20 protein-coding genes are annotated in these 22,919 nt (G+C 71.6%); 11 read left to right on the top strand and 9 right to left on the bottom strand.

Annotated elements, in window-relative coordinates; translation table 11 throughout:
- Positions 1 to 13 precede the first annotated feature (13 nt).
- Genes KDK95_RS08985 through KDK95_RS08965 form a run of 5 tightly spaced genes read left to right on the top strand, consistent with a single transcriptional unit; the run spans position 14 to position 5,691 of the window.
- Positions 14 to 1,252, top strand: coding sequence for an extracellular solute-binding protein (locus KDK95_RS08985; RefSeq protein WP_249160724.1), 1,239 nt, complete (start codon positions 14 to 16; stop codon positions 1,250 to 1,252).
- Positions 1,253 to 1,263: 11 nt separating this feature from the next.
- Positions 1,264 to 2,409 carry an ABC transporter ATP-binding protein gene (locus KDK95_RS08980; RefSeq protein WP_212517587.1) on the top strand — a complete coding sequence of 382 codons (1,146 nt, stop codon included), beginning with the start codon at positions 1,264 to 1,266 and terminating at the stop codon, positions 2,407 to 2,409.
- A complete protein-coding gene (locus KDK95_RS08975) occupies positions 2,406 to 3,320 on the top strand; it encodes an ABC transporter permease (RefSeq protein ID WP_212517586.1) in 915 nt (304 codons plus the stop codon). The genes KDK95_RS08980 and KDK95_RS08975 overlap by 4 nt, the downstream gene beginning before the upstream one ends.
- Positions 3,320 to 4,180: an ABC transporter permease gene (locus tag KDK95_RS08970; RefSeq protein WP_212517585.1), complete on the top strand. Its 861-nt coding sequence runs from the start codon at positions 3,320 to 3,322 to the stop codon at positions 4,178 to 4,180. Before KDK95_RS08975 ends, KDK95_RS08970 begins: the two co-directional genes overlap by 1 nt.
- Positions 4,181 to 4,188: 8 nt before the next feature.
- The gene (locus KDK95_RS08965; protein ID WP_212517584.1) at positions 4,189 to 5,691 is read left to right on the top strand and encodes a glycoside hydrolase family 28 protein; all 1,503 of its coding nucleotides are present in this window, start codon (positions 4,189 to 4,191) and stop codon (positions 5,689 to 5,691) included.
- Positions 5,692 to 5,949: 258 nt separating this feature from the next.
- Here KDK95_RS08965 and KDK95_RS08960 read toward each other — a convergent pair whose 3' ends face one another.
- From KDK95_RS08960 to KDK95_RS08925, 8 genes are all read right to left on the bottom strand, one after another.
- Positions 5,950 to 6,792, bottom strand: a complete 843-nt coding sequence (locus KDK95_RS08960) for a phosphatase PAP2 family protein (protein ID WP_212517583.1) — start codon at positions 6,790 to 6,792, stop codon at positions 5,950 to 5,952.
- Between the two features lie 66 nt (positions 6,793 to 6,858).
- Entirely contained in the window at positions 6,859 to 7,398 is a 540-nt protein-coding gene (locus tag KDK95_RS08955; RefSeq protein ID WP_212517582.1) for a GNAT family N-acetyltransferase, read from the bottom strand.
- Entirely contained in the window at positions 7,395 to 7,751 is a 357-nt protein-coding gene (locus tag KDK95_RS08950; RefSeq protein ID WP_212517581.1) for a MazG-like family protein, read from the bottom strand. The genes KDK95_RS08955 and KDK95_RS08950 overlap by 4 nt, the downstream gene beginning before the upstream one ends.
- A 92-nt stretch (positions 7,752 to 7,843) precedes the next feature.
- The gene (locus tag KDK95_RS36775; RefSeq protein WP_212517580.1) at positions 7,844 to 9,424 is read right to left on the bottom strand and encodes a carbohydrate binding domain-containing protein; all 1,581 of its coding nucleotides are present in this window, start codon (positions 9,422 to 9,424) and stop codon (positions 7,844 to 7,846) included.
- 198 nt (positions 9,425 to 9,622) lie between these two features.
- Positions 9,623 to 10,582 (bottom strand): AraC family transcriptional regulator, encoded by a 960-nt coding sequence (locus tag KDK95_RS08940; protein ID WP_212517579.1) that lies wholly within the window; start codon positions 10,580 to 10,582, stop codon positions 9,623 to 9,625.
- Positions 10,583 to 10,703: 121 nt separating this feature from the next.
- On the bottom strand, positions 10,704 to 11,219 hold the full coding sequence (locus tag KDK95_RS08935) for an isochorismatase family protein (RefSeq protein WP_212517578.1): 516 nt from the start codon (positions 11,217 to 11,219) through the stop codon (positions 10,704 to 10,706).
- Between the two features lie 14 nt (positions 11,220 to 11,233).
- Positions 11,234 to 12,451, bottom strand: a complete 1,218-nt coding sequence (locus KDK95_RS08930; protein ID WP_212517577.1) for a glycosyltransferase — start codon at positions 12,449 to 12,451, stop codon at positions 11,234 to 11,236.
- 173 nt (positions 12,452 to 12,624) lie between these two features.
- Positions 12,625 to 13,419 (bottom strand): G1 family glutamic endopeptidase, encoded by a 795-nt coding sequence (locus KDK95_RS08925; RefSeq protein ID WP_212517576.1) that lies wholly within the window; start codon positions 13,417 to 13,419, stop codon positions 12,625 to 12,627.
- A 392-nt stretch (positions 13,420 to 13,811) separates the two neighbouring features.
- Between KDK95_RS08925 and KDK95_RS08920 the strand changes: the two genes are divergently transcribed.
- Entirely contained in the window at positions 13,812 to 14,825 is a 1,014-nt protein-coding gene (locus tag KDK95_RS08920; protein ID WP_212517575.1) for a helix-turn-helix domain-containing protein, read from the top strand.
- Positions 14,822 to 15,586, top strand: coding sequence for a hypothetical protein (locus KDK95_RS08915; RefSeq protein WP_212517574.1), 765 nt, complete (start codon positions 14,822 to 14,824; stop codon positions 15,584 to 15,586). Before KDK95_RS08920 ends, KDK95_RS08915 begins: the two co-directional genes overlap by 4 nt.
- A 391-nt stretch (positions 15,587 to 15,977) precedes the next feature.
- On the opposite strand, the gene KDK95_RS08910 is transcribed toward KDK95_RS08915, so the two are convergent.
- Positions 15,978 to 17,567, bottom strand: a complete 1,590-nt coding sequence (locus tag KDK95_RS08910) for a sigma-70 family RNA polymerase sigma factor (RefSeq protein ID WP_212517573.1) — start codon at positions 17,565 to 17,567, stop codon at positions 15,978 to 15,980.
- 157 nt (positions 17,568 to 17,724) lie between these two features.
- Between KDK95_RS08910 and KDK95_RS08905 the strand changes: the two genes are divergently transcribed.
- From KDK95_RS08905 to KDK95_RS08885, 4 genes are all read left to right on the top strand, one after another.
- A complete protein-coding gene (locus KDK95_RS08905; protein WP_212517572.1) occupies positions 17,725 to 18,267 on the top strand; it encodes a YbaK/EbsC family protein in 543 nt (180 codons plus the stop codon).
- A gap of 72 nt (positions 18,268 to 18,339) precedes the next feature.
- Positions 18,340 to 20,616 (top strand): RecQ family ATP-dependent DNA helicase, encoded by a 2,277-nt coding sequence (locus KDK95_RS08900; RefSeq protein ID WP_249160722.1) that lies wholly within the window; start codon positions 18,340 to 18,342, stop codon positions 20,614 to 20,616.
- A gap of 375 nt (positions 20,617 to 20,991) precedes the next feature.
- Positions 20,992 to 21,813 (top strand): MOSC domain-containing protein, encoded by an 822-nt coding sequence (locus KDK95_RS08890; protein WP_212517571.1) that lies wholly within the window; start codon positions 20,992 to 20,994, stop codon positions 21,811 to 21,813.
- A gap of 98 nt (positions 21,814 to 21,911) precedes the next feature.
- A complete protein-coding gene (locus KDK95_RS08885; RefSeq protein ID WP_212517570.1) occupies positions 21,912 to 22,877 on the top strand; it encodes a DUF2510 domain-containing protein in 966 nt (321 codons plus the stop codon).
- The last annotated feature ends 42 nt before the right edge of the window (positions 22,878 to 22,919 follow it).

The raw sequence follows: 22,919 nt of genomic DNA, 5'->3' as shown, positions 1-22,919 counted from the left end.
AAGGCGGTTCACCATGTCCTCACCCCAGCCTGCCCTGAACCGGCGCACCCTGCTCGGCACCGCCGGGCTCGCCGTAGGCGCAGCCGCTGTCACACCCCTGCTGTCCTCGTGCTCCGCGCCCAGCTCGAGTGTCTCCAGCAGCAGCCCGGCGGCCTCCCTGGCCGCCACCCCGAGCTCGCCGGTGACGCTCAACATCCTCGACGTGGCCGGCAACCTGGCGCTGACCAAGCCCGCGATCCAGGCCTTCGCCGCGGCCAACCCGCACATCGTCTCCAACATCACGTACACCACCGGCACCGCGCCGGACGTGCCCGCGAAGCTCAAGGCGGAGCAGGCCGGCGGCAACGTGCAGACCTCGCTCGTGCTCACCGGGACCGACGCGCTGGCCTCAGGCATCACCGACGGCCTGTACGTGAACCTCAAGACGTACTACGACCAGTTCTTCCCGGGCCTGATGTCGAACTACCAGACGGCCGCGGCGAGCATGGCGACCCTCGCGCAGGACCAGGGCATCGAGATCGTCTGGTACCCGAGCGGCCCGCTGATCGAGTACAACCCGGCCAAGGTGGCGACGCCGCCGGCCACCACCGACGCGCTGCTCGCCTGGGCGCAGGCGAACCCCGGCAAGTACCAGTACGCGCGGCCGCGCAACTCCGGCCCCGGACGCACCTGGCTGATGGGCCTGCCGTACCTGCTCGGCGACTCGGATCCGGCCGACCCGACCAACGGCTGGTCGAAGACCTGGGCCTACCTGACCGAGCTGAACAAGTACATCGACCAGTACCCCTCCGGCACCACGGCCACCATGAAGAACCTGGCCGCCGGGACCGCGGACCTGATCGCGTCGACGACCGGCTGGTACATCAACCCGCGCGCGCTCGGCACGGTGCCGAAGTCGATGGCCGTGGCCAAGTTCCAGAACATGACCTGGGTGACCGACGCGCAGTTCGGCGTCATCCCGAAGGGCGTCTCGAACGACACGCTGATCGCGGGGTTGGCTCTGCTGGCCTACATCCTGACGCCGTCGGCGCAGGCCGTGACGTACGACAAGGGCTACTTCTACCCGGGGCCGGCGGTCAAGGGCGTGACGATCTCGCAGGCGCCCGCGTCCTCGCAGGAGGTCATCTCGACGTACGGCGAGCCGGAGTTCGACACCTGGATGACGCAGTACCCGATGAAGAACTCGCTGCCCGCCACCGCGCAGGTCACCGCGTTCGACCTGTGGGACAAGCACATCGGCAGCACGAAGTGACGACGACCGAGATGACCGACACGGCACAGACCCCCGCCAAGACCCTGGACGCGCAGCGATTCAATGAGCTGCGACTGCAGGGGATCAGCCGCGCGTACGGCGCGCACACCGCACTCCACCCGCTCGACCTGACCGTCCGCGGCGGCGAGTTCATCGCGCTGCTCGGACCCTCCGGCTGCGGCAAGACGACCGCGCTCAACTCGATCGCCGGCCTGCTGCCGCTGACCGCGGGCTCGATCGAGCTCGACGGACGGCGCATCGACACGCTGCCGCCGGAGAAGCGCGGCTTCGGGATGGTCTTCCAGAACTACGCGCTCTTCCCGCACCTGAGCGTGCGCCGGAACATCGCGTTCGGCCTGCGCATGCGGAAGGTCTCGAAGGCGGAGACCGAGCGCCGGGTGAGCGCTGTGCTCGATCTCGTCCGCCTGAACGAGCACGCGCACAAGCTGCCGGGCCAGCTCTCCGGCGGCCAGCAGCAGCGTGTCGCGATCGCGCGCGCGATCGTGCTGGAGCCGCCGCTGGTCCTGATGGACGAGCCGCTCTCGAACCTCGACGCGGCGCTGCGGCTGGACATGCGCGCGGAGATTCGCCGCATCCACCAGGAGTTCGGCCTCACCACGCTCTACGTCACGCACGACCAGGAGGAGGCGCTCTCGCTCGCCGACCGCCTGGTCGTGCTGAACGCGGGCCGCGTCGCGCAGGTCGGGACGCCCTCCGAACTGTACGAGTCGCCGCGCAGCGCGTACGTGGCGGCTTTCATGGGGTACCGCAATATCCTGAGCTTGCGGGCCGAGTCGGTGGACGCGGGCGCGGCGACGGTGGTCGGCGACGGCGTGAAGTTCGCCGGCACGGTGTCCGCGGCAGTGACCGCGGGCGCATCGGTCCAGGTGGCCGTGCGGCCGGAGGATTTGAAGATCGCGGCCGGCGAGGCCGATGCGGCGTTCGAGGCGGTCGCCGAGGTCGTCGAGTACCACGGCCGCGAGTTCCAGGTCGACGCGCTCACCCGCGCCGGAAGCCGCGTGCACCTGCGTACGCCGGAGCGGGTCGCCCCAGGAGATCGGCTGTCGTTGACGGTGGATCCGCGGCGGGCGCTCGTCTTCGCGGCGGAGAATGCCGAAGCAGGCGGGGCGGCCGAGGATCCGGGTGAGGCCGGATGAGCGCCGCGACCGTGACCGTGGCCGACGCCCCGAAGGCCGCCCTCCGGCACCGGCTCGCCGAGCGCGGCGTCGACAGAACCCTGCTGCTCCTGCTCCCCGGCGTGATCGCGATGGCGGCGCTGTTCTGCTACCCGTTCATCTACGGCCTCGGCCTGTCGTTCCAGCCGGCCAAGGGCGGCGTGTTCGGCGCGTACTCGGCGTTCTTCGGCGACTCGTTCTCCGAAGGCACGATCTGGACGACGCTCGGCCTCGCGATCCCCGCGTCGCTGATCAACGTCGGCCTGTCCGTGCCGATCTCCTACCGGATGCGCGGCGACTTCCGCGGCAAGCGGCTGCTGCTGACGCTGCTCGTCGTGCCGATCACGCTCGGGACCGTGCTCACGGCGGAGGGCATCCTCGAGTACTTCGGGCCGGTCGGCTGGTTCAACCTGACCCTGCAGAAGCTCGGCCTGGTCGGCGCGGGGCATCCGATCACGCTCGTCAACGACTACTGGGGCGTGCTGTTCTCGCTGATCATCAGCGGTTTCCCGTTCGCCTTCCTGCTCACCCACTCGTATCTCTCCGGCATCCACCCGGCGCTGGAGAAGGCGGCGGCGACGCTCGGCGCGGGCTGGTGGCAGCGCTTCCGGTTCGTCACCTTCCCGCTGCTGCTGCCGGGCCTGCTGACCACGTTCTGCCTCACGTTCGTGCTCGCGTTCTCCGTCTTCCCGTCGGCGATCATGGTGGGCGACCCCGACGGCAGGACGCACGTGATCTCGATCGAGGCCTACGAGCAGGCCCTGCAGAACTTCAACTACCCGCAGGGCTGCGCCGACGCGATGATCATGACCGCCGCGATGCTGCTGGTCATCGGCCTCGTGATGGGCGTGCGCAGGTTCTTCTACACCGGTTCGACGGGAGGCAAGGGCTGATGGCGGCCATCGCGCAGGCCGCGGGTGCGCGGCGGGAGCGGCGCGCCCTGCGGATGCGGCCGGGCAGCTGGCTGGTCTGGGCCCTGGTCGTGTTCTTCCTGGTGAATGTGCTCGGCGTGATCGGGTCCGTGGTCCTGGACTCGGTCGGCAAGACCTGGTTCAGCGGCTGGACGCCCACAGGGTATACGACCTCGAACTACTCCCAGGCCTGGGACGAGTTCGACCTCGGCCAGGTCATGACCGTCACCTTCCAGATCACCCTGCTGGTCGTCGGGCTCTCGCTGCTGATCGGCGTGCCGGCGTCCTACGCGCTCGCCCGGCGCGACTTCCCCGGCAAGCGGGCCGTGATGCTGCTGTTCGTGCTGCCGATCCTGGTGCCGCCGATCGCGTACGGCATCCCGCTCGCCACGATGCTCTACAAGGTGCACCTGGCGGGCTCGTTCACCGGCGTGGTCGCGGCCAACCTGGTGCCGTCGGTCCCGTTCGTGGTCTACACGATGACGCCGTTCATCGAGCAGATCGACCCGCGGCTGGAACAGGCCGCGCGGATGTGCGGCGCGCCGACCCGCAGCGTGCTCGGCCGGATCATCGCGCCGCTGCTGCTGCCGGGCATGCTGGCGGCCGGGATCCTCGTGCTGGTGCGCACGTTCGGCATGTTCGAGCTGACGTTCCTCACCGCCGGGCCGACCAGCCAGACGCTCGTGGTGAGCCTGTTCTCCGCCGCGACCTCGGCGGGCATCCGCACCGCCCAGAACATCGACGCGATGGCGGTCATCTACACCGGCTCGATGCTGGTGCTGCTGGTGATCGCGCTGCGTTTCGTCAACCCCACCCAACTCGTCGCACGTTCACGGGACTAAGGACGAAGATGTCTCCCACCTTTGATCGTCGCACCCTGCTCATCGCCGCGGCCGCCTCCGGCGCGGCCGCCACCGTTGCGCTGCTGCCCGGCACCGCCTCGGCCGACGCGTCGGCCGCGCGCTTCGACGACCTCGACCCGGCCGAGCGGCCCCCGGCCGCGTGGTTCGCCGGCCGCGGGTGCGCGGACCAGGCAGGGCCGCGCGACCTGCCGCAGGACCGTGCCGCCGATCGGATCTACTGCCAGACCCGGCGGCCGCGCATCCCGCGCCGCGATTTCCCGGTCACGGACTTCGGCGCGGTCGGCGACGGCGTCACCGACGACACCGCGGCGATCGCGGCCGCCATCGCGGCGGCGTCCCGCGGCGGCGGCGGACGCGTCGTGCTGCCGGCCGACCCGGCGACCGGAACCGCGTCCTACCTCACCGGCCCGATCCACCTGCGGTCGCGCATCGAACTGCACGTGCCGGCCGGGGTGACGGTCCTGTTCAGCACCGACCCGGCGGACTACCCGCTCGTATACACGCGCTGGCAGGGCATCGAGTGCTACAACTACTCCCCCAACGTCTACGCGTACGGCGCGACCGACATCGCCATCACCGGCGACGGCACGCTGGACGGCCAGGCGTCGACGAGCAACTGGTGGGCGTGGAAGTCCCTCGAGACGCCCGGCTGGAACGTGCTCCAGGCGTACGCCGACGACGATGTGCCGGTCGCGCAGCGGATCATGGGGGCCGGCTACTACCTGCCGCCGACCATGATCGAGCCCTACAACTGCGAGCGCGTGCTTCTGCAGGGCGTCACGTTCGTCAACTCGCCTTTCTGGCACCTGCACCCGACGCTCTCGCAGGACGTGATCGTCGAGGGTGTGACGGTCGGCCCGACGACGGGCCCGAACACCGACGGCATCGACCCCGAGTCGTGCACCCGCGTCGTCATCGACCACTGCTCCATCTCGGCGGGCGACGACTGCATGGCGATCAAGGCGGGCCGGAACGCGGACGGCCGCCGGGTGAACGTGCCCTGCACCGACCTGGTCATCCAGAACACGCAGTGCGCCAACGGCCACGGCGGCGTGACGATCGGCTCCGAGATGACCGGGGGCGTCGCGCACGTCTACGGCCGCGACCTGGTCCTGTCCAGCACGGGACTGCTGGCCGGGCACCGGCTCAAGACCAACTCCGTGCGCGGCGGCTACATCGAGGACAGCAACATCTTCCGGGTGAGCGCGCCGACGATCGGCGGCCCGGCGCTGCTCATCGACTACACCTACGGCGAGGGCGACACCGGCACGTACTACCCCGATGTCACCGATATCAACCTTCTGTATTGGAACGTCGGGACGGCCACCGCGGCGTGGGACGTCATCGGCTACACCGAGGACCACGTCGGCGCCGTGCTGCTGCAGGACTTCGTCCTCGCCACGATGACCGGTTCGAACACGCTCGAGTTCGTCGACGATTTCGAGCTCGTCGACGTCACCATCGACGGCACCGCGGTCACCACCGGCTGACCTGGTCCGGCCGGCCGCCGATCCGGCCGAGTGCCCGCGTCATACGCTCGCGCCCCGACCCCCGCCCCGGTTCGCCGGGTCGGAAGGTCGGGGCGCGGGCGTCTTCGGAGGGCAGCTGGTGCGATCGGGGGCTCCACCCGACCGCGGCCTCCAGGACCTTGGGCAGGATATCCGGATATCCGGCAACATTCACCGGCCCTTTCGGGGCTTTTCAAACAAGCCCCGGCCGCCCTCGCCACCGCGGCGCGGGCCCGGCGGTCACGCTACGTCAACGAGGTTCGCCGAGGATTCGGGCGAATCGGTGGATACCGCGCGCGTCGCAGCACGCTGCCAGAGCCTGCGCCCCGTCCGCTCCGCGCCGAGCGCGGCCAGCAGCAGCACGCAGGCCACGATCCCGTCCGCCCAGAAGTGGTTGCCGGTGACGACGACCACGAAGACCGTCAGCGCCGCGTGCAGCACGGCCAGAGCGCGCCAGCGCGACTTCGTGACCGAACACACCGCGATCGCCACCAGCACGGCCCACCCCACGTGCACGGACGGCATCGCGGACAGCGCGTCCGCCTCGAAGCCGCCCATCGTGCCGTAGACGGACTGGTGGTAGACGACCGCCGTGTCCACCATCCCTGTCGACGGGACCATCCGCGGCGGCGCGACCGGCAGGAACTGGATCAGCAGGCAGGAGAGCGTGAGCAGCGCGAGCACCGTCCGCCAGCGCCCGTAGAGGTCGCGGTGCCGGGAGAAGAGCCAGACCAGGAAGACGATGAGCACGGTGAAGTGCATCGTCGCGTAGTAGAGGTTCGCAGCCTGCACGAGGATGGGATGCGGCAGGATCCAGCCCTGCAGCGTCCGCTCGCTCGGCAACCCGGCCGAGCGCTCGGCGTTCCAGATCCACTTCGCGCGCGAGATCGCCGAATAGTCGCCGCCGCCGGAGAGGCTGCCGACGAGCTGCCACAGCCCGTAGAGCAGGATGATCAACGCGGCCTCGTACACGAACGGCCGCGCCCGCGGGGCCGCGCCGCGCGCCTTGAGCACGCCCCAGACGGCGGCGAGGACCCCGGCGACCGCAGCGGCCTGCTGCCACGTCCACATGATGTTCGGCATCAGGCCCGCCCGCGGTCGACAGTCAGGAAAACACTATGAGTCGATCAGTATCCCACGATGCGACGCTCAGCTGTCCAGGTACTCCTGCAGCAGCATCCCCGGCCAGTCCGGCCTGCCCGTCCGCTGGACGACGAACGGCCCCACCTCGGTGAAGCCCTGGTCGACGTACCAGCGGTTGAGCCGCCGGTCGCCGCCCGCGTAGCAGTCCACCCGCAGCAGCCGCAGCCCGCGCCGCCGCGCCTCGGCCCGCGCGTGCGCGAGCAGCAGTCCGCCGATGTCGCGGCCCTTCGCCGCCCGCGACGTGCCGAGCAGATTGATGTACAGCTCCGGCTCCGGCGGCGGGCTCACGTACGTACCGCACTTCTCCGACAGCGCGATCACGCCGAGCAACTCGGGCGCGTGCGCCGGCCCCTCCTCGGCGATCCGCAGCTCCCCGCGCTCGATCTGTCCCGTCAGCCGCTCCACCTGCTGCGGCGTCTGCGACCAGCGGTCCGTCCCCCACTGCCCGGTGCGCCCGAGCGACTCGAGCCACTCCACGATCCCGTCGAACATCCGCAGCACCGCCGCCGCGTCGTCCGCCTCCGCAATCCGAATACGCGCAGTCATCGCGTCCCCTGTTCTCCGCTCGTCCCGGCGGCCGCGCTCTCGTCCACGCGCGCCGCCACTGCCGCCAGATGCTGCCGGAACACGCTCCGCGCCGCATCCGGATTAACGCGGGTCAGCGCCACCATCGCGGTGATCACGACGTCGCACAGCTCGCCCTCCACATCCGCCCAGCTGTGCGAGAACCCCTTGCGCGGATTCTGCCCCGTCACCCCGATCAGCGCCTCCGCCACCTCCCCCGCCTCCTCGGTGATCTTGAGGATCTGCAGGATCGTCTTCGTCTCCGCCGGCAGCGCGCTCCCCCGGTCCAGCCAGGCCGCCAGCCGCCCGATCGTCTCCCACGTCGCATCGTCCATGCCGGGAAACCTATCGCTCCGGCCGGCGTCCGAAAGCCGGCCGCCCGGATGCGCGGTCTGCGCATCCGGGCGGCCGGGCCGGTATCGGGGGCTCAGCCCGCGTACTGGACCACGATCTTGGTGTAGTCGTACGCGTTCTGGGTCACCTCGGAGCAGGTGCCCGGCGCCCACGGCTCGACCGCCCCGGCGGGGCACTCGAAGTCGCGGTTCGCCGACCAGAAGGAGAACAGCGCCGGGTGATTCGCCTGCGCGAAGGCGAGGATGTTGCTGAAGTCCGACTGGGCGAACAGCTCGGACGGCTGGTCGGTGTGGCCGTTCATCAGGGTGATGCCGAGGTGCGACCAGGCCTGCGCGGAGGTCCACCCGTAGATGGTCTCCAGCTGCGAGACGGCGTCGTCGGCGATGGTCTCGGTCTGGGCGGTCTCGGTGCCGGAGGTCAGGCCGGTGTCGAAGTCCATGATGTTGACGACGTCGAGGCGCGCGCCGTCGGCCTTGGCCTGCGAGATCTCGTCGGTGCCGGTGCCGGGGAAGCCGACGGTGGTCATCGGGACGGTGAGCGAGACCTTGAGGTTCGGGTTGTTTGCCTCGAGGATCTTGATCGCGCCGAAGCGGATCGCGGTGTTCGAGTCGAGAGCGCCGTTCTCGTAGTCGAAGTCGACGTGCGTCAGGTTGTACTTGGTGACGACCTCCTGGTACGCGGCGGCCAGGGCGGACGCCGAGCCGCAGCTGGTGCCGAGCTCGGTGCCGTTGTAGCCGCCGAAGGTCACCGCCACGTCGCCGCCCGCGGCGCGGATGGCGTTGACATCGGCGAGCACGGCGGTGTCGCCGGAGACCGGCTGGCTGGTGCTGCCGTCCCACGCGGGCGTGCAGCCGCCGGAGTCGAGGACGAAGGAGAGGTTGAACTCGGTCTCGCCGGAACCGGCGACGATCGAGGAGATCGACTGCGGGTCGTTGTCCAGCGGCATCCAGTAGACCGGGTGCGTCCAGGAGCCGGAGCCGCCGGTGGACGTGCCGGTGCCGGTCGGGGTCGGGCTGGAGGACGCGGTGGCCGTCGAGGTGGGCGAGCTCGACGCGGTGGCGGTGGCGGTGGCGGTCGCGGTCGCCGTCGGGGTGGTCGCGGTGGCGGAGGCCGAGGCGGACGAGGTCGGGCCGGCCGGACCGGACAGGTCCAGGTCGTCCGCGTAGTACGTGCCCTGGGCGTACCAGCCGTGCACGTAGATCTGGATCGAGGTCTGCGAGGACGTCGTGGTGAACGTCGTCGACAGCTGCTGCCAGCTCGTCGCGGACGGGGTCCAGTTGTCGGTGCCGCCGGTGACGCCGAGGTAGACGTAGGAGCCCTCGACGTAGCCGGACAGCGTGTAGCTGGTGCTCGGCTGGACGGAGACGGTCTGCGTGCACTGCGCGTCGTCGGACGAGGTCGCGGCGCCCGCCAGCGCGTAGCTGCCGGAGTGGACGGGGCCGGTGACGACCGAGCCGGTGCCGGAGTCGCAGGTCCAGCCGGTCAGGCTGCCGGATTCGAAGCCGGGGTTCGCCAGCAGGTTCACGGTCGCCGCGCCGGCCGCGCCGGACAGCACGCTGACCGTCGCGGCCCCGCCGAGCACGAGGGCGGCGCAGGCGAGTACTGCGAGCCGCTTGCTCGCGCGGGGCGCCGATGGGGTGGGTGAAAGACGCATGCCGAGAATGTGGTCCAGACCAATGGCACTGTCAAGGGTCTAGACCAAAGTTCGACTCAAGGCTGGATTAAGCCCGCACCGGGCGCGGCCGACGAGGTCCGAGCGCGTCGCCAGGCCACACTGTTGCGGTCCACCGTCGCATGGTCACGGTGTCGCGGACCTCGCCCGACCACGCCGTCGCGAGCCACCGTCGCTCGGTCATGCCGCGGCGGCGACGGACGCCGCGTGCGCGGCGCGGCGGTAGCCGCCCGGTGCCTGGCCGTACTCGCGCTTGAAGGCCTTGGCGAAGGCGAACTCGGAGCCGTATCCGGTCCGCGCCGCGACCGCGGCCAGCGGGGCGTCGGACTCGCGCAGCAGCCGGGCCGCGGTGGTCATCCGCCAGCGGGTCAGGTACGTCAGCGGCGGCTCGCCGACCACCGCGTGGAACTTCTTCGCGAACGCGGCCCGCGACAGGCCGGCCCGCGCGGCCAGCGACTCGACCGTCCACGAGTCCGCCGGATCGGCGTGCATCGCGGCGAGCGCGGGAGCTATCGCAGGGTCCTTCAGCGCCGCCGCCCAGCCGGTCCCCGGCGCCCGGCCCGGCCACTCGTCCAGGTGCGCGCGCAGGATGTAGAGCAGCAGCGAGTCGATCAGGGAGGGCACGATGCCGCTCGCGCCGATGCGCAGACCGTCGAGCTCGGTGCGCAGCAGCTCGACGGCCGCCGTCAGCTGCGGGTGACGGCCGTCCCCGGTACGCAGGTGGATCACCTCGGGCAGCTGGCTCACCAGCGGATGCGGCCGCGCGCGGTCCAGGGGGTAACGGCCGCACAGCAGGCTCGTCAGCTCGCCGTTCCCGCCGATGTCGTGCGCGCCGAGCAGTTCGTCGCTCTGGAAGTGCTCCGCGCCCGCGAATCCGGTCCTGGTATCCGGATCGTGGGCGAGCACGTGCCCGGGCCCGGAGCGCAGGAAGACGACGTCGCCCGCCTCGAGGCGCAGCGGGACGGCCGGCCCGCCGCCCGGCTGAGGCAGGATCAGCCAGCACCGGCCGTGCAGCACGACGTGGAAACCGGCTGACTCGCTCGGCGGCAGGCGAAGGCCCCACGGCGCACGGCCGTTCATGCGCACCGACACGGAGCGGCCGGTGCGCATCGAGGCCAGCGCCTGCGTCAAGACGTCCACGATCCTGCCTTTCCCCCTGTCACGGAACCGGATTCGCACAAACAGCTGAACATTCAATCAATCCAGGAAGACCCGATCCCGGATGACCGGATCCCGCCGGGAGGACCGGCTCTCGGGAGACTCAGTCCCGGAAGATGGGACTGCCCGGCTCGACGATCCGCACGCCCGCCTCGCGCAGCTCGCACTCGACCTCCTTCCCTATCGTCTCCGCGCTCTTGCCGTCCGCGTCGTACGTCCCATGCGCGCCGTGGATCAGCCGCACGTCGTAGCCGCGCCGCCGCGCGCTCAGCGACGTCGCGCGCACGCTGTAGTCACTGGCCAGGCCGGCCACCAGGATCCGCGAGCCGGCCGGGATCAGCTCGGCCAGCGCGGTGTCCGCGAAGGCGTCGAGACCGAACTTGTCCACGATCGCCTCGCCGTCCACCGGCACGTGGTAGAGCTCCCAGCCCGGCGTGCCCGGCACGTCGGCCTCGCCCTCGGCGCCGTTGTTCCGCACGTGCACGACGGCCGCGCCGACGGCCCTGGCCCGCTCCAGCAGCCCGTGCACGAGCACGATGAGCTGGTGCGCCGTCGGGACCTGTTCGGGTGGCTCCAACATGTTCCGCTGCAGGTCGATCAGGAGAAGGGTGGTTGCCATGGCTCCACTTTAGCTCAAATGTTCGAACGGAGCGCGGCTTTCGCCGACCATACTCCGACGACTGTTTCGAGCGCCGGCAGCGCGCTCAGCCCGGCGCCAAGATCCCGGGCGCGGGCCGCGTACGACGGGTCGTCGAGCACCGCGGTCAGGGCCCCGGCGAGCTCCGCGGCCAGCGCGGCGAGCCGGGCCCGGTCGGCGGGCTCGGCGGCGAGCGGGATGCCGTGCTCCCGGATGTCCGCGGTCTCGATCTGGATCCCCGCGCCGCCGGCCGCGATCAGCCTCGCGTTGTGCGGCTGGTCGGAGAAGAGCGGCAGGAAGACGCCGGGCAGCCCGGCCGACAGCGCGCCGTACGCCGTTCCGGAGCCGCCGTGGCTGACCACGGCCCGCGCGGCGGCGAACGCGCGCTCCTGCGGCACCCAGCGCTCGGGGCGCACGTTGCCCGGGATGGCCCCGAGCGTCGCCGGATCGAGGTCGCGGCCGGTCGTCAGCAGCACCCTGATCTCCGGGCGCGAGCGCTGCAGCAGCGCGAAGGCGTCCAGCAGCACGCGGTATGCACCCGGGGAGAACTCCGTGCTCGGGGTGACGCTGCCGAGCGTCGCGTAGACGAGAGTCGAGCCCTCCGGCGCGAGATCCGCGCCGAGGGGTTCCGCAGGCGACGTCTCAGCATCCTCCTGGTACCGGATCGTCTGCGGATAGTCGCTCGGGTCGAGACTCTCCGGCAGGCGCGTCGCGTACGGCGCCTCAACGATGATGCGCACGGCGTCCGGCTCGTAGGCGGGCAGCACCTGCGCCGCGTAATCGTGCAGGCTGCCCCATTCGAGCCGGGCCAGGCCGATGGCGACCTGCATGTGCGGGATCCCTGCGCGGTGCGCGGCGATCGGCGAGGCGTAGTCGCACGGCTCGTGCACGACCAGGTCGGGCTTCCAGGCGGCGCACGCCTCCAGCGCGGCGGGCAGGATCGCCTCCGTGCACAGGCGGCCGAAGTAGTCGCGGTTCATCAGCAGCGCCGCCGCCGTCGGATCCGCGGCGACCGCGTCCTTGATCCGCTGGTGCTCGACGGGATCGGGCGTCGCCGCCTCGCGCACCGCGAAACCGGCCCCCTCGAGGGCGGAGCGGGCCTCCGGAGGCACCAGGAACAGCACCTCGCACCCGCGTGCGGCGAACGAGCGGGCGAAGGGCAGCAGCGGCCCGTAGTGGCCGGCCAGGGACGTCGAGCCGAACAGGATCCTCATTCGGCCGAGTTTAGGTGGGCTCTCCCGGAATCACCCGGAATTACCGGAGATAAGGAACGGTCCCGTCCCGCCGCATGGTGGCGGCGGGACGGGACCGCGGCGTGGGTCACACGCCTAGGAGGCGGGATGCGCGGGGGTCGGCGACCACGCTCCTAGCTGGTGGACAGCTGTGATCAGCTGTAGTTCTCCCAGGTGTCACTGAAGGTGCCCCCGGAGATGGAGCCCGGCTGCGCCTTCGTGTCCGAGGTGCCGGCCATCACGATCTCGGTCGGCGAGTAGCTGCCGAGCGAGGTGTTGTCGGCCTCGGCGTTCGTGAAGGTCACGGTGCCGAAGTCGGAGAGGTTCGCGATCCTGCCGTTGACCTCGGTCGCCTCGGCGATGACCTCGGCGGAGGAGTCCTGGTAGCCGGAGGAGCCGTTGGCGGTGGTCGTCTTCGTCCAGCCCTCGGTCGAGTCGGACAGCGTCATCGTGAAGGTGCCGTTGCCGTTGTCCACGACGCTGGCGCTCAGCGCGTCGCCCGCCTTCACCGTCACCGAGTACGCGCTCTCCGAGGCCGGGAGCACCTCCCACCAGGCGCCGTAGGTCGCCTTGCCGCGGATGCAGTCGGCCTCGGTGCCGGTCTGCTCCAGCGCGGAGTTGCTGTATCCGTCGAGGCCCACCCAGTACGACGAGTACGTGGTCTTCGACCCGCAGGTGACGGCGGGCTGGGTCCACGAGGCGGAGACCTGGGTGAAGGCGCCGCTGCCGCCGGTCGCGGCGTAGCCGGACCAGTTGCTCGAGGAGACGGTGGTGCTGCTGCGGTGGGCCAGCGCGTGCAGGCCGTGGCTCTCCTGGTGCGCCTGGGCGGCGGTCACCTGCAGCGGCGCGGATACGGTTCCGTCCGCGGCGAACGCGGCGGGGGCGGCGAACAGGGCCGTGGCGGCGGCCGAGCCGAGCGCGATCATGCGGACGTGAGACCTGTGGGACATGTCCTTGCTCTCCCTCTCGTGGGTGTAAAGGGACGCGGCCGGGCGGCGGGAACGGGGGGCCGCCCGGCACGCCGGTTGAACCGCACCGACGTGTGTGGGCAATCGGTGCGGCCGTTGCTCAGCTTGCGGGTGTTGCGTGCGGGCCGACAAGGGTTTTCCGGCCGTTTAGCATTGAGCGAATTGCCCGGCCGTCCCTACAATTCCCGACATAGCAGGGCACGAAGACGCAATCGATCCGGCGGACGCACCGTTGCGCGGGGCCGACGCGAAGATCAACGTAAGGTCACGATTCGGAGAACACCTGAGGAAACCACTCACCATCGCGCGGGCTTTGACCGGTACGTTCTCCCCTAGGGGGCGACGCCGCGCGAGAGGCCGGGAGGACATCGGTGATGCACTCGGGTCCGGCGGACCCCGGGGCGCCGCGCGGCGGTGCCGCGGAAGCCGGGGAACGGGCCGAGGCCCGGCTCGCGCGCCTGCTCAACACGGGGCCGTTCGACGAGGCGCTGCGCGCCGCCGTGGCCGCCAGCGGGCTGAGCCTGGACCGGATCCAGGACCGGCTCAAGCGGCGCGGCTCGCGGATCTCGGTGGCCACGCTCAGCTCCTGGCAGTCCGGGCGCTACCGGCCGGAGCGGCCGGCCTCGCTGCTGGTGCTCGCCGACCTCGAAGAGGTCCTCGGCGTGCCGCCGAAGGCGCTGTCCGCGCTGATCGGCCCGCCGCGCCCGCGCGGGCGCCGGCTCGCCGCCGTGACGGACACCCGCGGCCTGGCCGCGTTCAGCGACTCCGACCCCGTCGACATGGAGTCCGCGCTGCGCCAGGTGGACACCCGCTGGGACGAGGCGCTGACCCGGCTGAGCACGCACTGCCGCCTGGAACTCGACGCGCAGGGCCGGGAGCGCGGCATGTACAGCCGCCAGCTGCTGCGCGCCGAGGTGGACGGACCGGACCGGTGGATCACCGGCTTCCAGCGCGACGATCCCGGCGAGCCGCCGCGGCTGCGCGTCGAGGCGCCGCACCGGATCGGCAAGGTGGTCGAGAACCAGGCGATCGGCCTGGGCGTCGCCGAGATCCTGTTCGACCGCCCGCTGAGCCGGGGCGACATCATCATCCTCGAGTACTACCACGAGAACGGGATGCCGCGGCCGTACTCGACGTCGATGCAGACGGCACTGCACGTGCCGGTGCGCGAGTACCTGATGGAGGTGCGCTTCGACGTCGCGGCGCTGCCCGAGTCCTGCTACTCGTACCGCACCGCCGAGCTCGACGCCGACGCCCGCCCGCAGGAGCGGCTGCTCAAGCCGGACGCGATCGGCTCGGTGCTCGCCGTCGCGCTGTCCGCGGGGCCCTGCCGCTTGGGAATCCGTTGGGACTGGGGCGACTCGCCGCCCCTTACAGTGGGTTCATGACTTCTGGACAGAGCACTGACATGACCGCGGCGGAGCTGCTCGCCGCGGCGGATGAGGCCCTGATCGAAGCCGGCTTCCGGACCGGGGACCTCGACGGAGCCGAACTGCTCGCGCGGGCCGCCGCTGAGCGCGCCGCACGGGACGGCGATGCGGCGGCGTCCGCGGCCGCAGCGAACCAGCTGGGGTACGTACAGCACTTCCGCAACATTTTCGTCCTGGCCGACGGCGGAACCCCGGCGCCCGCGGACGTCGCCGCGGAGCGCGAGCTGTTCGCCGAGGCGCTGGCCGGCTTCCAGGAGGCCGGCGACGAACCGGGCAGCGCGCGGGCGTCCTTCGGCCTCGGGCTGGTCGAGCAGGTGCTGAACAAGGACTGGGACGCCGCGATGACGCACTACCGGCGCTCGGAGTCGCTGATCCCCGCGCTCGAGGCGGCAGGCGACCTGTACACGCGCTCTGAGATACACCGGCACCTCGGCTTCTACCACCTGGTCGCCGACCGGCAGACCGCGGTCGCCGTGCAGCACCTGCAGATCTCGCTCGACCTGCGCGAGGAGCAGGGCGAGCGGCGCCTGGTGCCGAGCGGCCTGGTCGCGCTCGGCCGGGCGGAGCGGGAGAACGGCAACCCCCGCCGCGCCGTACTGCTGCTGCGGCGCGCCGTCGAGCTCTCCCGCGCGCAGGGCCTGCTGCCGGCCTGGACCGCGGACGCCCAGCGCGAGCTCGATGCGGCGGAGCAGGCGCTGGGGGACGGGTCTCCCGGCTGAGCACCGGACGGCCACCGCGTCACGAGACGGCGGCGAAGTCCTGCGTCATCCAGACCGTGCCGGAACTATCCCGGGTCACGGTCTCCCGGCTGAGCACCGGACGGCCACCGCGTCACGAGACGGCGGCGAAGTCCTGCGTCATCCAGACCGTGCCGGAACTATCCCGGGTCACGGTCTCCCGGCTGAGCACCGGACGGCCACCGCGTCACGAGACGGCGGCGAAGTCCTGCGTCATCCAGACCGTGCCGGAACTATCCCGGGTCACGGTCTCCCGGCTGAGCACCGGACGGCCACCGCGTCACGAGACGGCGGCGAAGTCCTGCGTCATCCAGACCGTGCCGGAACTATCCCGGGTCACGGTCTCCCGGCTGAGCACCGGACGGCCACCGCGTCACGAGACGGCGGCGAAGTCCTGCGTCATCCAGACCGTGCCGGAGCTATCCCGGGTCACGGCGATGCCGACCTCGGTGTACGTGCTGCTCAGGATGTTGAGCCGGTGGCCGTCGTCCGGCGCCTTCTCGGCGAGCATGCTGTTCGTCAACCCCACGGCCATGTCGGTGATCGCGGACTGGGTGTCGCTCTCCGGGCCGCCCTCGCCGATGTTCTCGCCCGCCGCGCTCCAGTGCACGCCGGCCGCCGTCTCCCGGTCGCCGAACGCGGCCTCGCCGGGGCACTGGTGCGAGAGCCCGCAGCCGCCCTCCATCACCGTGTTGTGCGCCGTGGCGCTCCTCACGAGGCCGCCGGCCATCGTGTACGGCTTGAGGCCGGCCGCCTTGCGCGCGTTGTTGATCACGTCGAGGACCGCCTGAGCGGCCGAATTAGAACTCGCACTCGACGTCCTGACGACGACGGCCGCAGCCGTGGTCTGCTGGACGGCGGTGGTTCGGGCCGTGGTCGGCGCCGTAGTGGGCTTGGCGGAGGTCGCGGACTTGCTCGGCGACGCGGAGACGGTCGGGATCGTCAGCGCACTCGGCGACGCCTGCGGGCTCGAGGCGATCGCCGAACCGGTGGCCGTCGTCGTTATCGCGACGGTGTTCTGCTTCGCGCCCAGCGTGTCCACGGCGACGGCGCCGGCCGCGACGACCGCTATCGCGGCGAAGGCGATGCCGATCGGCTTGGCCGCGGTCATCCCCGCCACCTTGCCGCCGCGATGCGCTCCGTGGCGCGGGCGGGGCTTGGGCGGAGCGACCTCTATGAACAGCGATGTGGCGCGGAACGCGGCGTACGCGGCGGGAATCGGCAGCAGCGCGAGGCCGGCGAGCAGCCGCTCTGGCGCGATCAGATCTCGGGTCGCGGCATCGCAAGTCGGGCATTCACGGACATGACGCGCGAAGCGTTTACGCCATACGGAGGACGTCTCGCCGTCCCAGTCGAAAGCGGCGTCGTCCAGATGGGGGCATCGCGGGCTGAGACCGAGGACGCGCACGATGCGCCGCGAGGCGTCGAGCTGCTCCTTCATCCGGCTCACCCGCACGGCCACGTTGTGCGAGTCGGCGCCGAGCGCCTCCGCGAGTTCGGGCCGGGTCAGATGCCCGGACACCTCCAGCCACCACAGCGCCAGCAGCTCGCGGTGATCCGGATCGAGCCACTGCACTGCCTGCTGCGTCTCACGGCGCTGCATGGACACGTCGAGCTGCATGAGCGTGTAGTCGACGAACTCGCCGCCCGGATCGGGTATGTCGAGCCGGTCGTCGAACGAACTCGGGGCCCTGACGGCCATGCGCTGATGGTCGCGTATCTGATTGACCGTGATGGCGACCAGCCACGGGCGCAGCCGCTCCGGGTCGCGCAGCGAACCGACGTTGCGTACGAGCTGGAGCATCGTCTCCTGCACGACGTCGTCCACGTCCGCGCTGTGCCGCAATGAGCGGCGCACGATGTTGTACACGAGCGGCAGATACTCGGTCGCCACCGCGTCCAGCGCCTCCGGATCGCCCGACCGCGCGGCGCGAACCCGCGCCGTATCCATCTGTAGGCTCACGCCGCACACTCCCATCGCCTCGCACGCGTATCGCGCGGATTCGCCGTCCTTCCCTAACGGAGACGGTCCGGGACCAGCCGGATCACGGAAATCCGTCGGACTTCACGCTCTGCTCATCACACCACGGCCGGGGTAAAGCCGTGGCAAGCTGGACGCCATGTCTGGGAAGCTCACACACGAACCCGCGCTCGACCGGCCCGAACTCCTGGCGGAATCAACCCTCGACGCCGTGGCCAAGCTCGGCCTCGCCGACCGCGTCGAGGTGGCACAGATCGATCCGACGCTCGCCGACACCGCGGCGTTCTGCGTTGAATACGGTGTCGCCCTTGACGAATCCGCCAACTGCGTCGTACTCGCTGCCAAGAAGGCGGGCGAGGTTTTCTACGCGGCGTGCATGGTGCTCGCGACCAGCCGGGCCGACGTCAACGGTCTCGCACGCAAGCACCTCGGCGCGCGGAAGGCGTCGTTCGCCCCGATGGACGACGCGGTGGGTCTCACCGGCATGGAGTACGGCGGAATTACGCCGATCGGGCTGCCCGCGGACTGGCCGGTGCTGGTCGACCGCGCCGTCGCCGAGGCGCCGCACGTCGTCGTCGGCTCGGGCATCCGCGGCTCGAAGCTCTGGCTGCCCGGGGCCGTGCTCGCCGAGCTGCCGAACGCCGTCGTGCTGGACGGCCTCGGAGTGCCGGTCTCAGCGTGAAACGGGTCGGATCTTCCCACGTGACCGGCCCGAACTCGCCCTTCGTCGGAACGAACCTGTACAAAAGACGGCATGAGCGAATCACCGTCCGCCGCGACCGGCGCACCGACCCGTGACGAGGCCGAGGCCGTGCTCCGCCGCCTCGCCGGGGAGTCGGCGCGGCTGCGCGAGGATCAGTGGGCTGCGATCCGCGCGCTGGCCGTCGAGGGGCGGCGGGCGCTGGTCGTGCAGCGGACGGGCTGGGGCAAGTCGGCGGTCTACTTCGTGGCCACGGCGCTGCTGCGGGCGCGCGGCGCCGGCCCGACGGTGATCGTCTCGCCGCTGCTCGCGCTGATGCGCAACCAGGTCGAGGCCGCCGGGCGCGCGGGGATCAGCGCCCGCACGATCAACTCCGCGAACCTGCCCGAGTGGGAGGAGATCCAGGCGCGGATCGCCGAGGGCTCGGTGGACGTGCTGCTGATCTCGCCGGAGCGGCTGAACAACCCCGGCTTCCGGGACGGGGTGCTGCCCCGGCTCGCCGCGAGCGTCGGCCTGCTGGTCGTCGACGAGGCGCACTCGATCTCCGACTGGGGGCACGACTTCCGGCCCGACTACCGGCGGCTGCGCGAGCTGATCGCCTCGCTCGCCCCCGGCCTGCCGGTGCTGGCGACCACGGCGACGGCGAACGCGCGGGTGACGCGGGACGTGGCCGAGCAGCTCGGCACCGGCGAGTCGACCCTCGTGCTGCGCGGACCGCTGGACCGCGAGTCGCTGCATCTGTCGGTGCTTCGCCTGCCGGACAGCGCGAGCCGGCTGGCCTGGCTCGCCGAGCAGCTGGGCGAGCTACCGGGTTCGGGGATCATCTACACGCTCACGGTCTCGGCGGCCTCGGAGACGGCGGATTTCCTGCGCTCGCGCGGCTACGCGGTCGCCGCGTACTCAGGGCGCACCGAGGACGAGGACCGGCGGCAGGCCGAGCAGGCCCTGCTGGAGAACAAGATCAAGGCGCTGGTCGCGACCTCCGCGCTGGGCATGGGCTTCGACAAGCCGGATCTCGGCTTCGTCGTCCACCTGGGCGCGCCCTCCTCCCCGATCGCGTACTACCAGCAGGTCGGCCGGGCCGGGCGCGGCGTCGAGCGGGCCGAGGTGGTGCTGCTGCCGGGCGCGGAGGACAAGGAGATCTGGAAGTACTTCACCTCGCTCGCCTTCCCGCCGCAGGGCACCGTCGAGCGCGTCCTCGGCGCGCTGGGCGAGGCGCCGAAGCCGCTGTCCACGATGGCCCTCGAACCGCTGGTCGACCTCAAGCGCTCGCGGCTGGAGCTGCTGCTGAAGGTGCTGGACGCGGACGGCGCGGTCAAGCGCGTGCAGGGCGGCTGGATCGGCACCGGCCGGCCCTGGTTCTACGACGCCGAGCGCTATGCGCGGATCACCGCCGCGCGTGAGCGGGAGCAGCAGGCGATGCTCGAGTACGCGCAGACCGACGGCTGCCGGATGGAGTTCCTCCGCCGCCAGCTCGACGACACCGAGGCGGCCCCGTGCGGGCGCTGCGACAACTGCACCGGCCGCAGGCTGGAGGCGAAGGTCTCGCGGGGCGTCGTGGCGGCGGCCGGCTCGCACGCGAAGCGGGCCTGGGTGTCGATCGAGCCGCGGCGGCAGTGGCCGAGCGGGATGCCGTCGGTCGGCGTCGAGCTGAAGGGCAAGATCCCGGCCGGCGAGCTGGCCGCCGAGGGCCGGGCCCTGGCGCGGCTGACGGACCTGGGCTGGGGCGCGGCGCTGCGCGAGCTGCTCGGCACCGGAGCGCCGGACCGGCCGGTCGAGCCGCAACTGCTCGGCGCGATCGTCAACGTGCTCAAGGAGTGGGCGACGGACCCGTCCGGCGGCGCGGGTCCGGGCGACGGGCCGGCGGCCCCGGGGGCGGGCGCACCCGGATCGGCGAGAGCGCGGGCGGCGGGTTCGCCGGGGGCCTCGGGAGCAGCTGCGGCGGCCGCCTCGTCCGGCGGACCCGGCTGGAGCGGCGTGGGCCGTCCGGTCGGCATCGTGACCATCGCGTCGCGCACCCGGCCGCGGCTGTTGAGCTCGCTGGCCGAGGGCGTCTCCGAGATCGGCAAGCTGCCTATCGCGGGCTCCGTACACCGCGTCCGCGAGGACGCGCACGCCGGCCCGAGCAACAGCGCCTGGCGGCTGCGCGCCGTACACGAGGCCTTCGACCTCGACCCCGAGCTGCGCGGCCGGCTCGCCGAATGCCCCGGTCCGGTGCTGCTGGTGGACGACTTCGTCGACTCCGGCTGGACCATGACCGTCGCCGCCCGGCTGCTACGCCGGGCCGGCGCCCCCGCCGTCCTCCCGCTCGCCCTCGCACTGGCAGGCTGATCCGGGCATGACCGCACACCTGAAGGCGCCGCACATCTATCCGGTGAAGTCTCGCCGCCCGGCTGCTACGCCGGGCCGGCGCACCCGCCGTCCTCCCGCTCGCCCTCGCACTGGCAGGCTCGTCCGGACATGACCGCACACCTGAAGGCGCCGCACATCTATCCGGTGAAGTCTCGCCGCCCGGCTGCTACGCCGGGCCGGCGCACCCGCCGTCCTCCCGCTCGCCCTCGCACTGGCAGGCTCGTCCGGACATGACCGCACACCTGAAGGCGCTGCACATCTATCCGGTGAAGTGTGTCGCCGCCCGGCTGCTGCGCCGGGCCGGCGCACCCGCCGTCCTCCCGCTCGCTCTCGCACTGGCTGGCTGATCCGGGCATGACCGCACACCTGAAGTCGCTGCACATCTATCCGGTGAAGTCCTGCCACCGGGTGGACCTGGAGTCGGCCGAGCTCGAGCCCTGGGGCCTGGCCGGGGACCGTCGCTGGCTCGTCACCGACGCGGCCGGGCGGCTGCGCACGCAGCGCGAGCTGCCCCGGATGGCCCTGATCCGGCCCGCGTACACCGAGGGGAACGGCCTGCGGCTGACCGCGCCCGGCATGCCGGACCTGATTCTGCCGCCGGTCTCCCGCGCCGCCGGCGCCGCGGAGGCGACCGTCACCGTCTGGCGGTTCACCGGCCCGGCCGCGGCCGCGGGCAGCGAGGCGGACGCCTGGGTGACGGACTTCCTGGGCCTGCCCTCGCGGCTGGTCCGGATGGACGACACCGGGGCGCGGCCGACCGATCCGGACTACTCCCGGGCCGAGGACCGCGTTTCCTTCGCGGACGGCTACCCGCTCCTGCTCGCCTCGGCCTCCTCGCTCGCCGCGCTCAGCGACTGGATCGTCGAGATGGGCGGCGAGCCGGTCCCGATGACCCGCTTCAGGCCGAACCTCGTGGTCGAGGGCACCGAGCCGTGGGCCGAGGACGGCTGGAAGCGGGTGAGCATCGGCGGGCAGCGGTTCCGGGTGGTCAAGCGCTGCGACCGCTGCGTGATGACGACTGTCGACCCGGAGCTCGGCCGCTTCGCCGGGCAGCAGCCGCTGAAGGCGCTGCGCAAGCACCGGCGCGAGGACAAGGCCGTCTACTTCGCAGTGAACCTGATCCCGGACACCGTCGGCGCGCTGCGCGTCGGGGCCGAGTTCGAGGTGATCGACTGAGCGGAACGGGTGATGCCTAAGATTCCCACAGGTGTTGTTCGGGGAATTCTTAGCCTGGTCACGACAGTCTCAAGGTGCCGCGCAGATATCCTCCAGACATGTCGATACCGGACCCCACGCAACCCTCAGCCCCTCCTGGCTGGTACCCGACCGGAGAGACCGGTCCCGACGGCCTTCCCGTGGAGCGGTGGTGGGACGGCTCCGGGTGGAGCGCCATGGTGCGGCCCCTCGGCAGCGGCGACGCGGGCACCCCGGGCGGCGGCGGCAGGCGCAGCTCGGCCTTCAGGGCCCTGATCTCGACCGCGGTGGTCGTCGTGCTCATCGGCGGCGGCATCGGCGCGTACTTCGCGTTCCACAACGACTCGAGCAGCACGACCGCCTCCAGCGGCAGCCAGCCGACCACCGGCCCGACCGGCGGTTTCGGCGGCGGCAACGGCAGCGGCGGGTTCGGCGGCGGCAACGGCGGCCCCGGCAGCGGCAGCAGCAGTTCGGCCTCGCCCGAGCCGACGGTGACCGGCGGCAGCGGCAAGACCGTCTCCGACCCGATCGACGGGCTGAACATCCCGGTGCCCAGCGGCTGGACCGGCCAGTCCGGCTCGACCAGCGGCAACGGCTCCTGGCCGACGCTGAGCACCGGCACCTACACCTGCCCGAGCGCGCTGGCCTCGGAGAACGGCACCACCTCGGGCTCCACCCCGCAGTGCACCCGCGGCGGCGTCAACTTCACCACGACCTCCGGCTCGTCCGCCCAGAGCGTGGCGACCTCCGACATCGCGAGCATGGCCAAGGGCAACTACGGCACGCTCTCCGCGCACAAGGTCACCGGCCAGGGCGCGATCACCGTGGCCGGGCGGTCCGGCTACGAGGTGACCTGGAGCGTGACCCCGGACTACTCCGGCCCCAGCGGCACGGTCGAGCTGATCGCCCTGCCGGTCACCGGCGAGTCCGGCTACTACACCCTGATCGACATCGGCGTGGACCAGTCCTCCCAGGCGCCCAGCCTGGCCACGGTCAACTCGCAGATCATCTCCGGCATCACCGACTCGAGCGCGGCAGGGGCCTGACCCCCGCCGTACCCCGGCCACCATCGCGTCGGGCTGCGCAGG

The sequence above is a fragment of the Actinospica acidithermotolerans genome (assembly GCF_018139625.1).
Classification (GTDB): domain Bacteria; phylum Actinomycetota; class Actinomycetes; order Streptomycetales; family Catenulisporaceae; genus Actinospica; species Actinospica acidithermotolerans.
This window is presented reverse-complemented; position numbering and strand designations above follow the sequence as displayed.

Excerpts from the sequence above, each read along its gene's own strand:
- KDK95_RS08925 (WP_212517576.1), bottom strand. The coding sequence starts at position 13,419 with ATGTCCCACAGGTCTCACGTCCGCATGATCGCGCTCGGCTCGGCCGCC.
- KDK95_RS08900 (WP_249160722.1), top strand. The coding sequence starts at position 18,340 with ATGAGCGAATCACCGTCCGCCGCGACCGGCGCACCGACCCGTGACGAG.
- KDK95_RS08960 (WP_212517583.1), bottom strand. The coding sequence starts at position 6,792 with ATGCCGAACATCATGTGGACGTGGCAGCAGGCCGCTGCGGTCGCCGGG.
- KDK95_RS08965 (WP_212517584.1), top strand. The coding sequence starts at position 4,189 with ATGTCTCCCACCTTTGATCGTCGCACCCTGCTCATCGCCGCGGCCGCC.
- KDK95_RS08935 (WP_212517578.1), bottom strand. The coding sequence starts at position 11,219 with ATGGCAACCACCCTTCTCCTGATCGACCTGCAGCGGAACATGTTGGAG.
- KDK95_RS08930 (WP_212517577.1), bottom strand. The coding sequence starts at position 12,451 with ATGAGGATCCTGTTCGGCTCGACGTCCCTGGCCGGCCACTACGGGCCG.
- KDK95_RS08980 (WP_212517587.1), top strand. The coding sequence starts at position 1,264 with ATGACCGACACGGCACAGACCCCCGCCAAGACCCTGGACGCGCAGCGA.
- KDK95_RS08890 (WP_212517571.1), top strand. The coding sequence starts at position 20,992 with ATGACCGCACACCTGAAGTCGCTGCACATCTATCCGGTGAAGTCCTGC.
- KDK95_RS08970 (WP_212517585.1), top strand. The coding sequence starts at position 3,320 with ATGGCGGCCATCGCGCAGGCCGCGGGTGCGCGGCGGGAGCGGCGCGCC.
- KDK95_RS08905 (WP_212517572.1), top strand. The coding sequence starts at position 17,725 with ATGTCTGGGAAGCTCACACACGAACCCGCGCTCGACCGGCCCGAACTC.
- KDK95_RS08975 (WP_212517586.1), top strand. The coding sequence starts at position 2,406 with ATGAGCGCCGCGACCGTGACCGTGGCCGACGCCCCGAAGGCCGCCCTC.
- KDK95_RS08955 (WP_212517582.1), bottom strand. The coding sequence starts at position 7,398 with ATGACTGCGCGTATTCGGATTGCGGAGGCGGACGACGCGGCGGCGGTG.
- KDK95_RS08920 (WP_212517575.1), top strand. The coding sequence starts at position 13,812 with ATGCACTCGGGTCCGGCGGACCCCGGGGCGCCGCGCGGCGGTGCCGCG.
- KDK95_RS08885 (WP_212517570.1), top strand. The coding sequence starts at position 21,912 with ATGTCGATACCGGACCCCACGCAACCCTCAGCCCCTCCTGGCTGGTAC.
- KDK95_RS08985 (WP_249160724.1), top strand. The coding sequence starts at position 14 with ATGTCCTCACCCCAGCCTGCCCTGAACCGGCGCACCCTGCTCGGCACC.
- KDK95_RS08915 (WP_212517574.1), top strand. The coding sequence starts at position 14,822 with ATGACTTCTGGACAGAGCACTGACATGACCGCGGCGGAGCTGCTCGCC.
- KDK95_RS36775 (WP_212517580.1), bottom strand. The coding sequence starts at position 9,424 with ATGCGTCTTTCACCCACCCCATCGGCGCCCCGCGCGAGCAAGCGGCTC.
- KDK95_RS08950 (WP_212517581.1), bottom strand. The coding sequence starts at position 7,751 with ATGGACGATGCGACGTGGGAGACGATCGGGCGGCTGGCGGCCTGGCTG.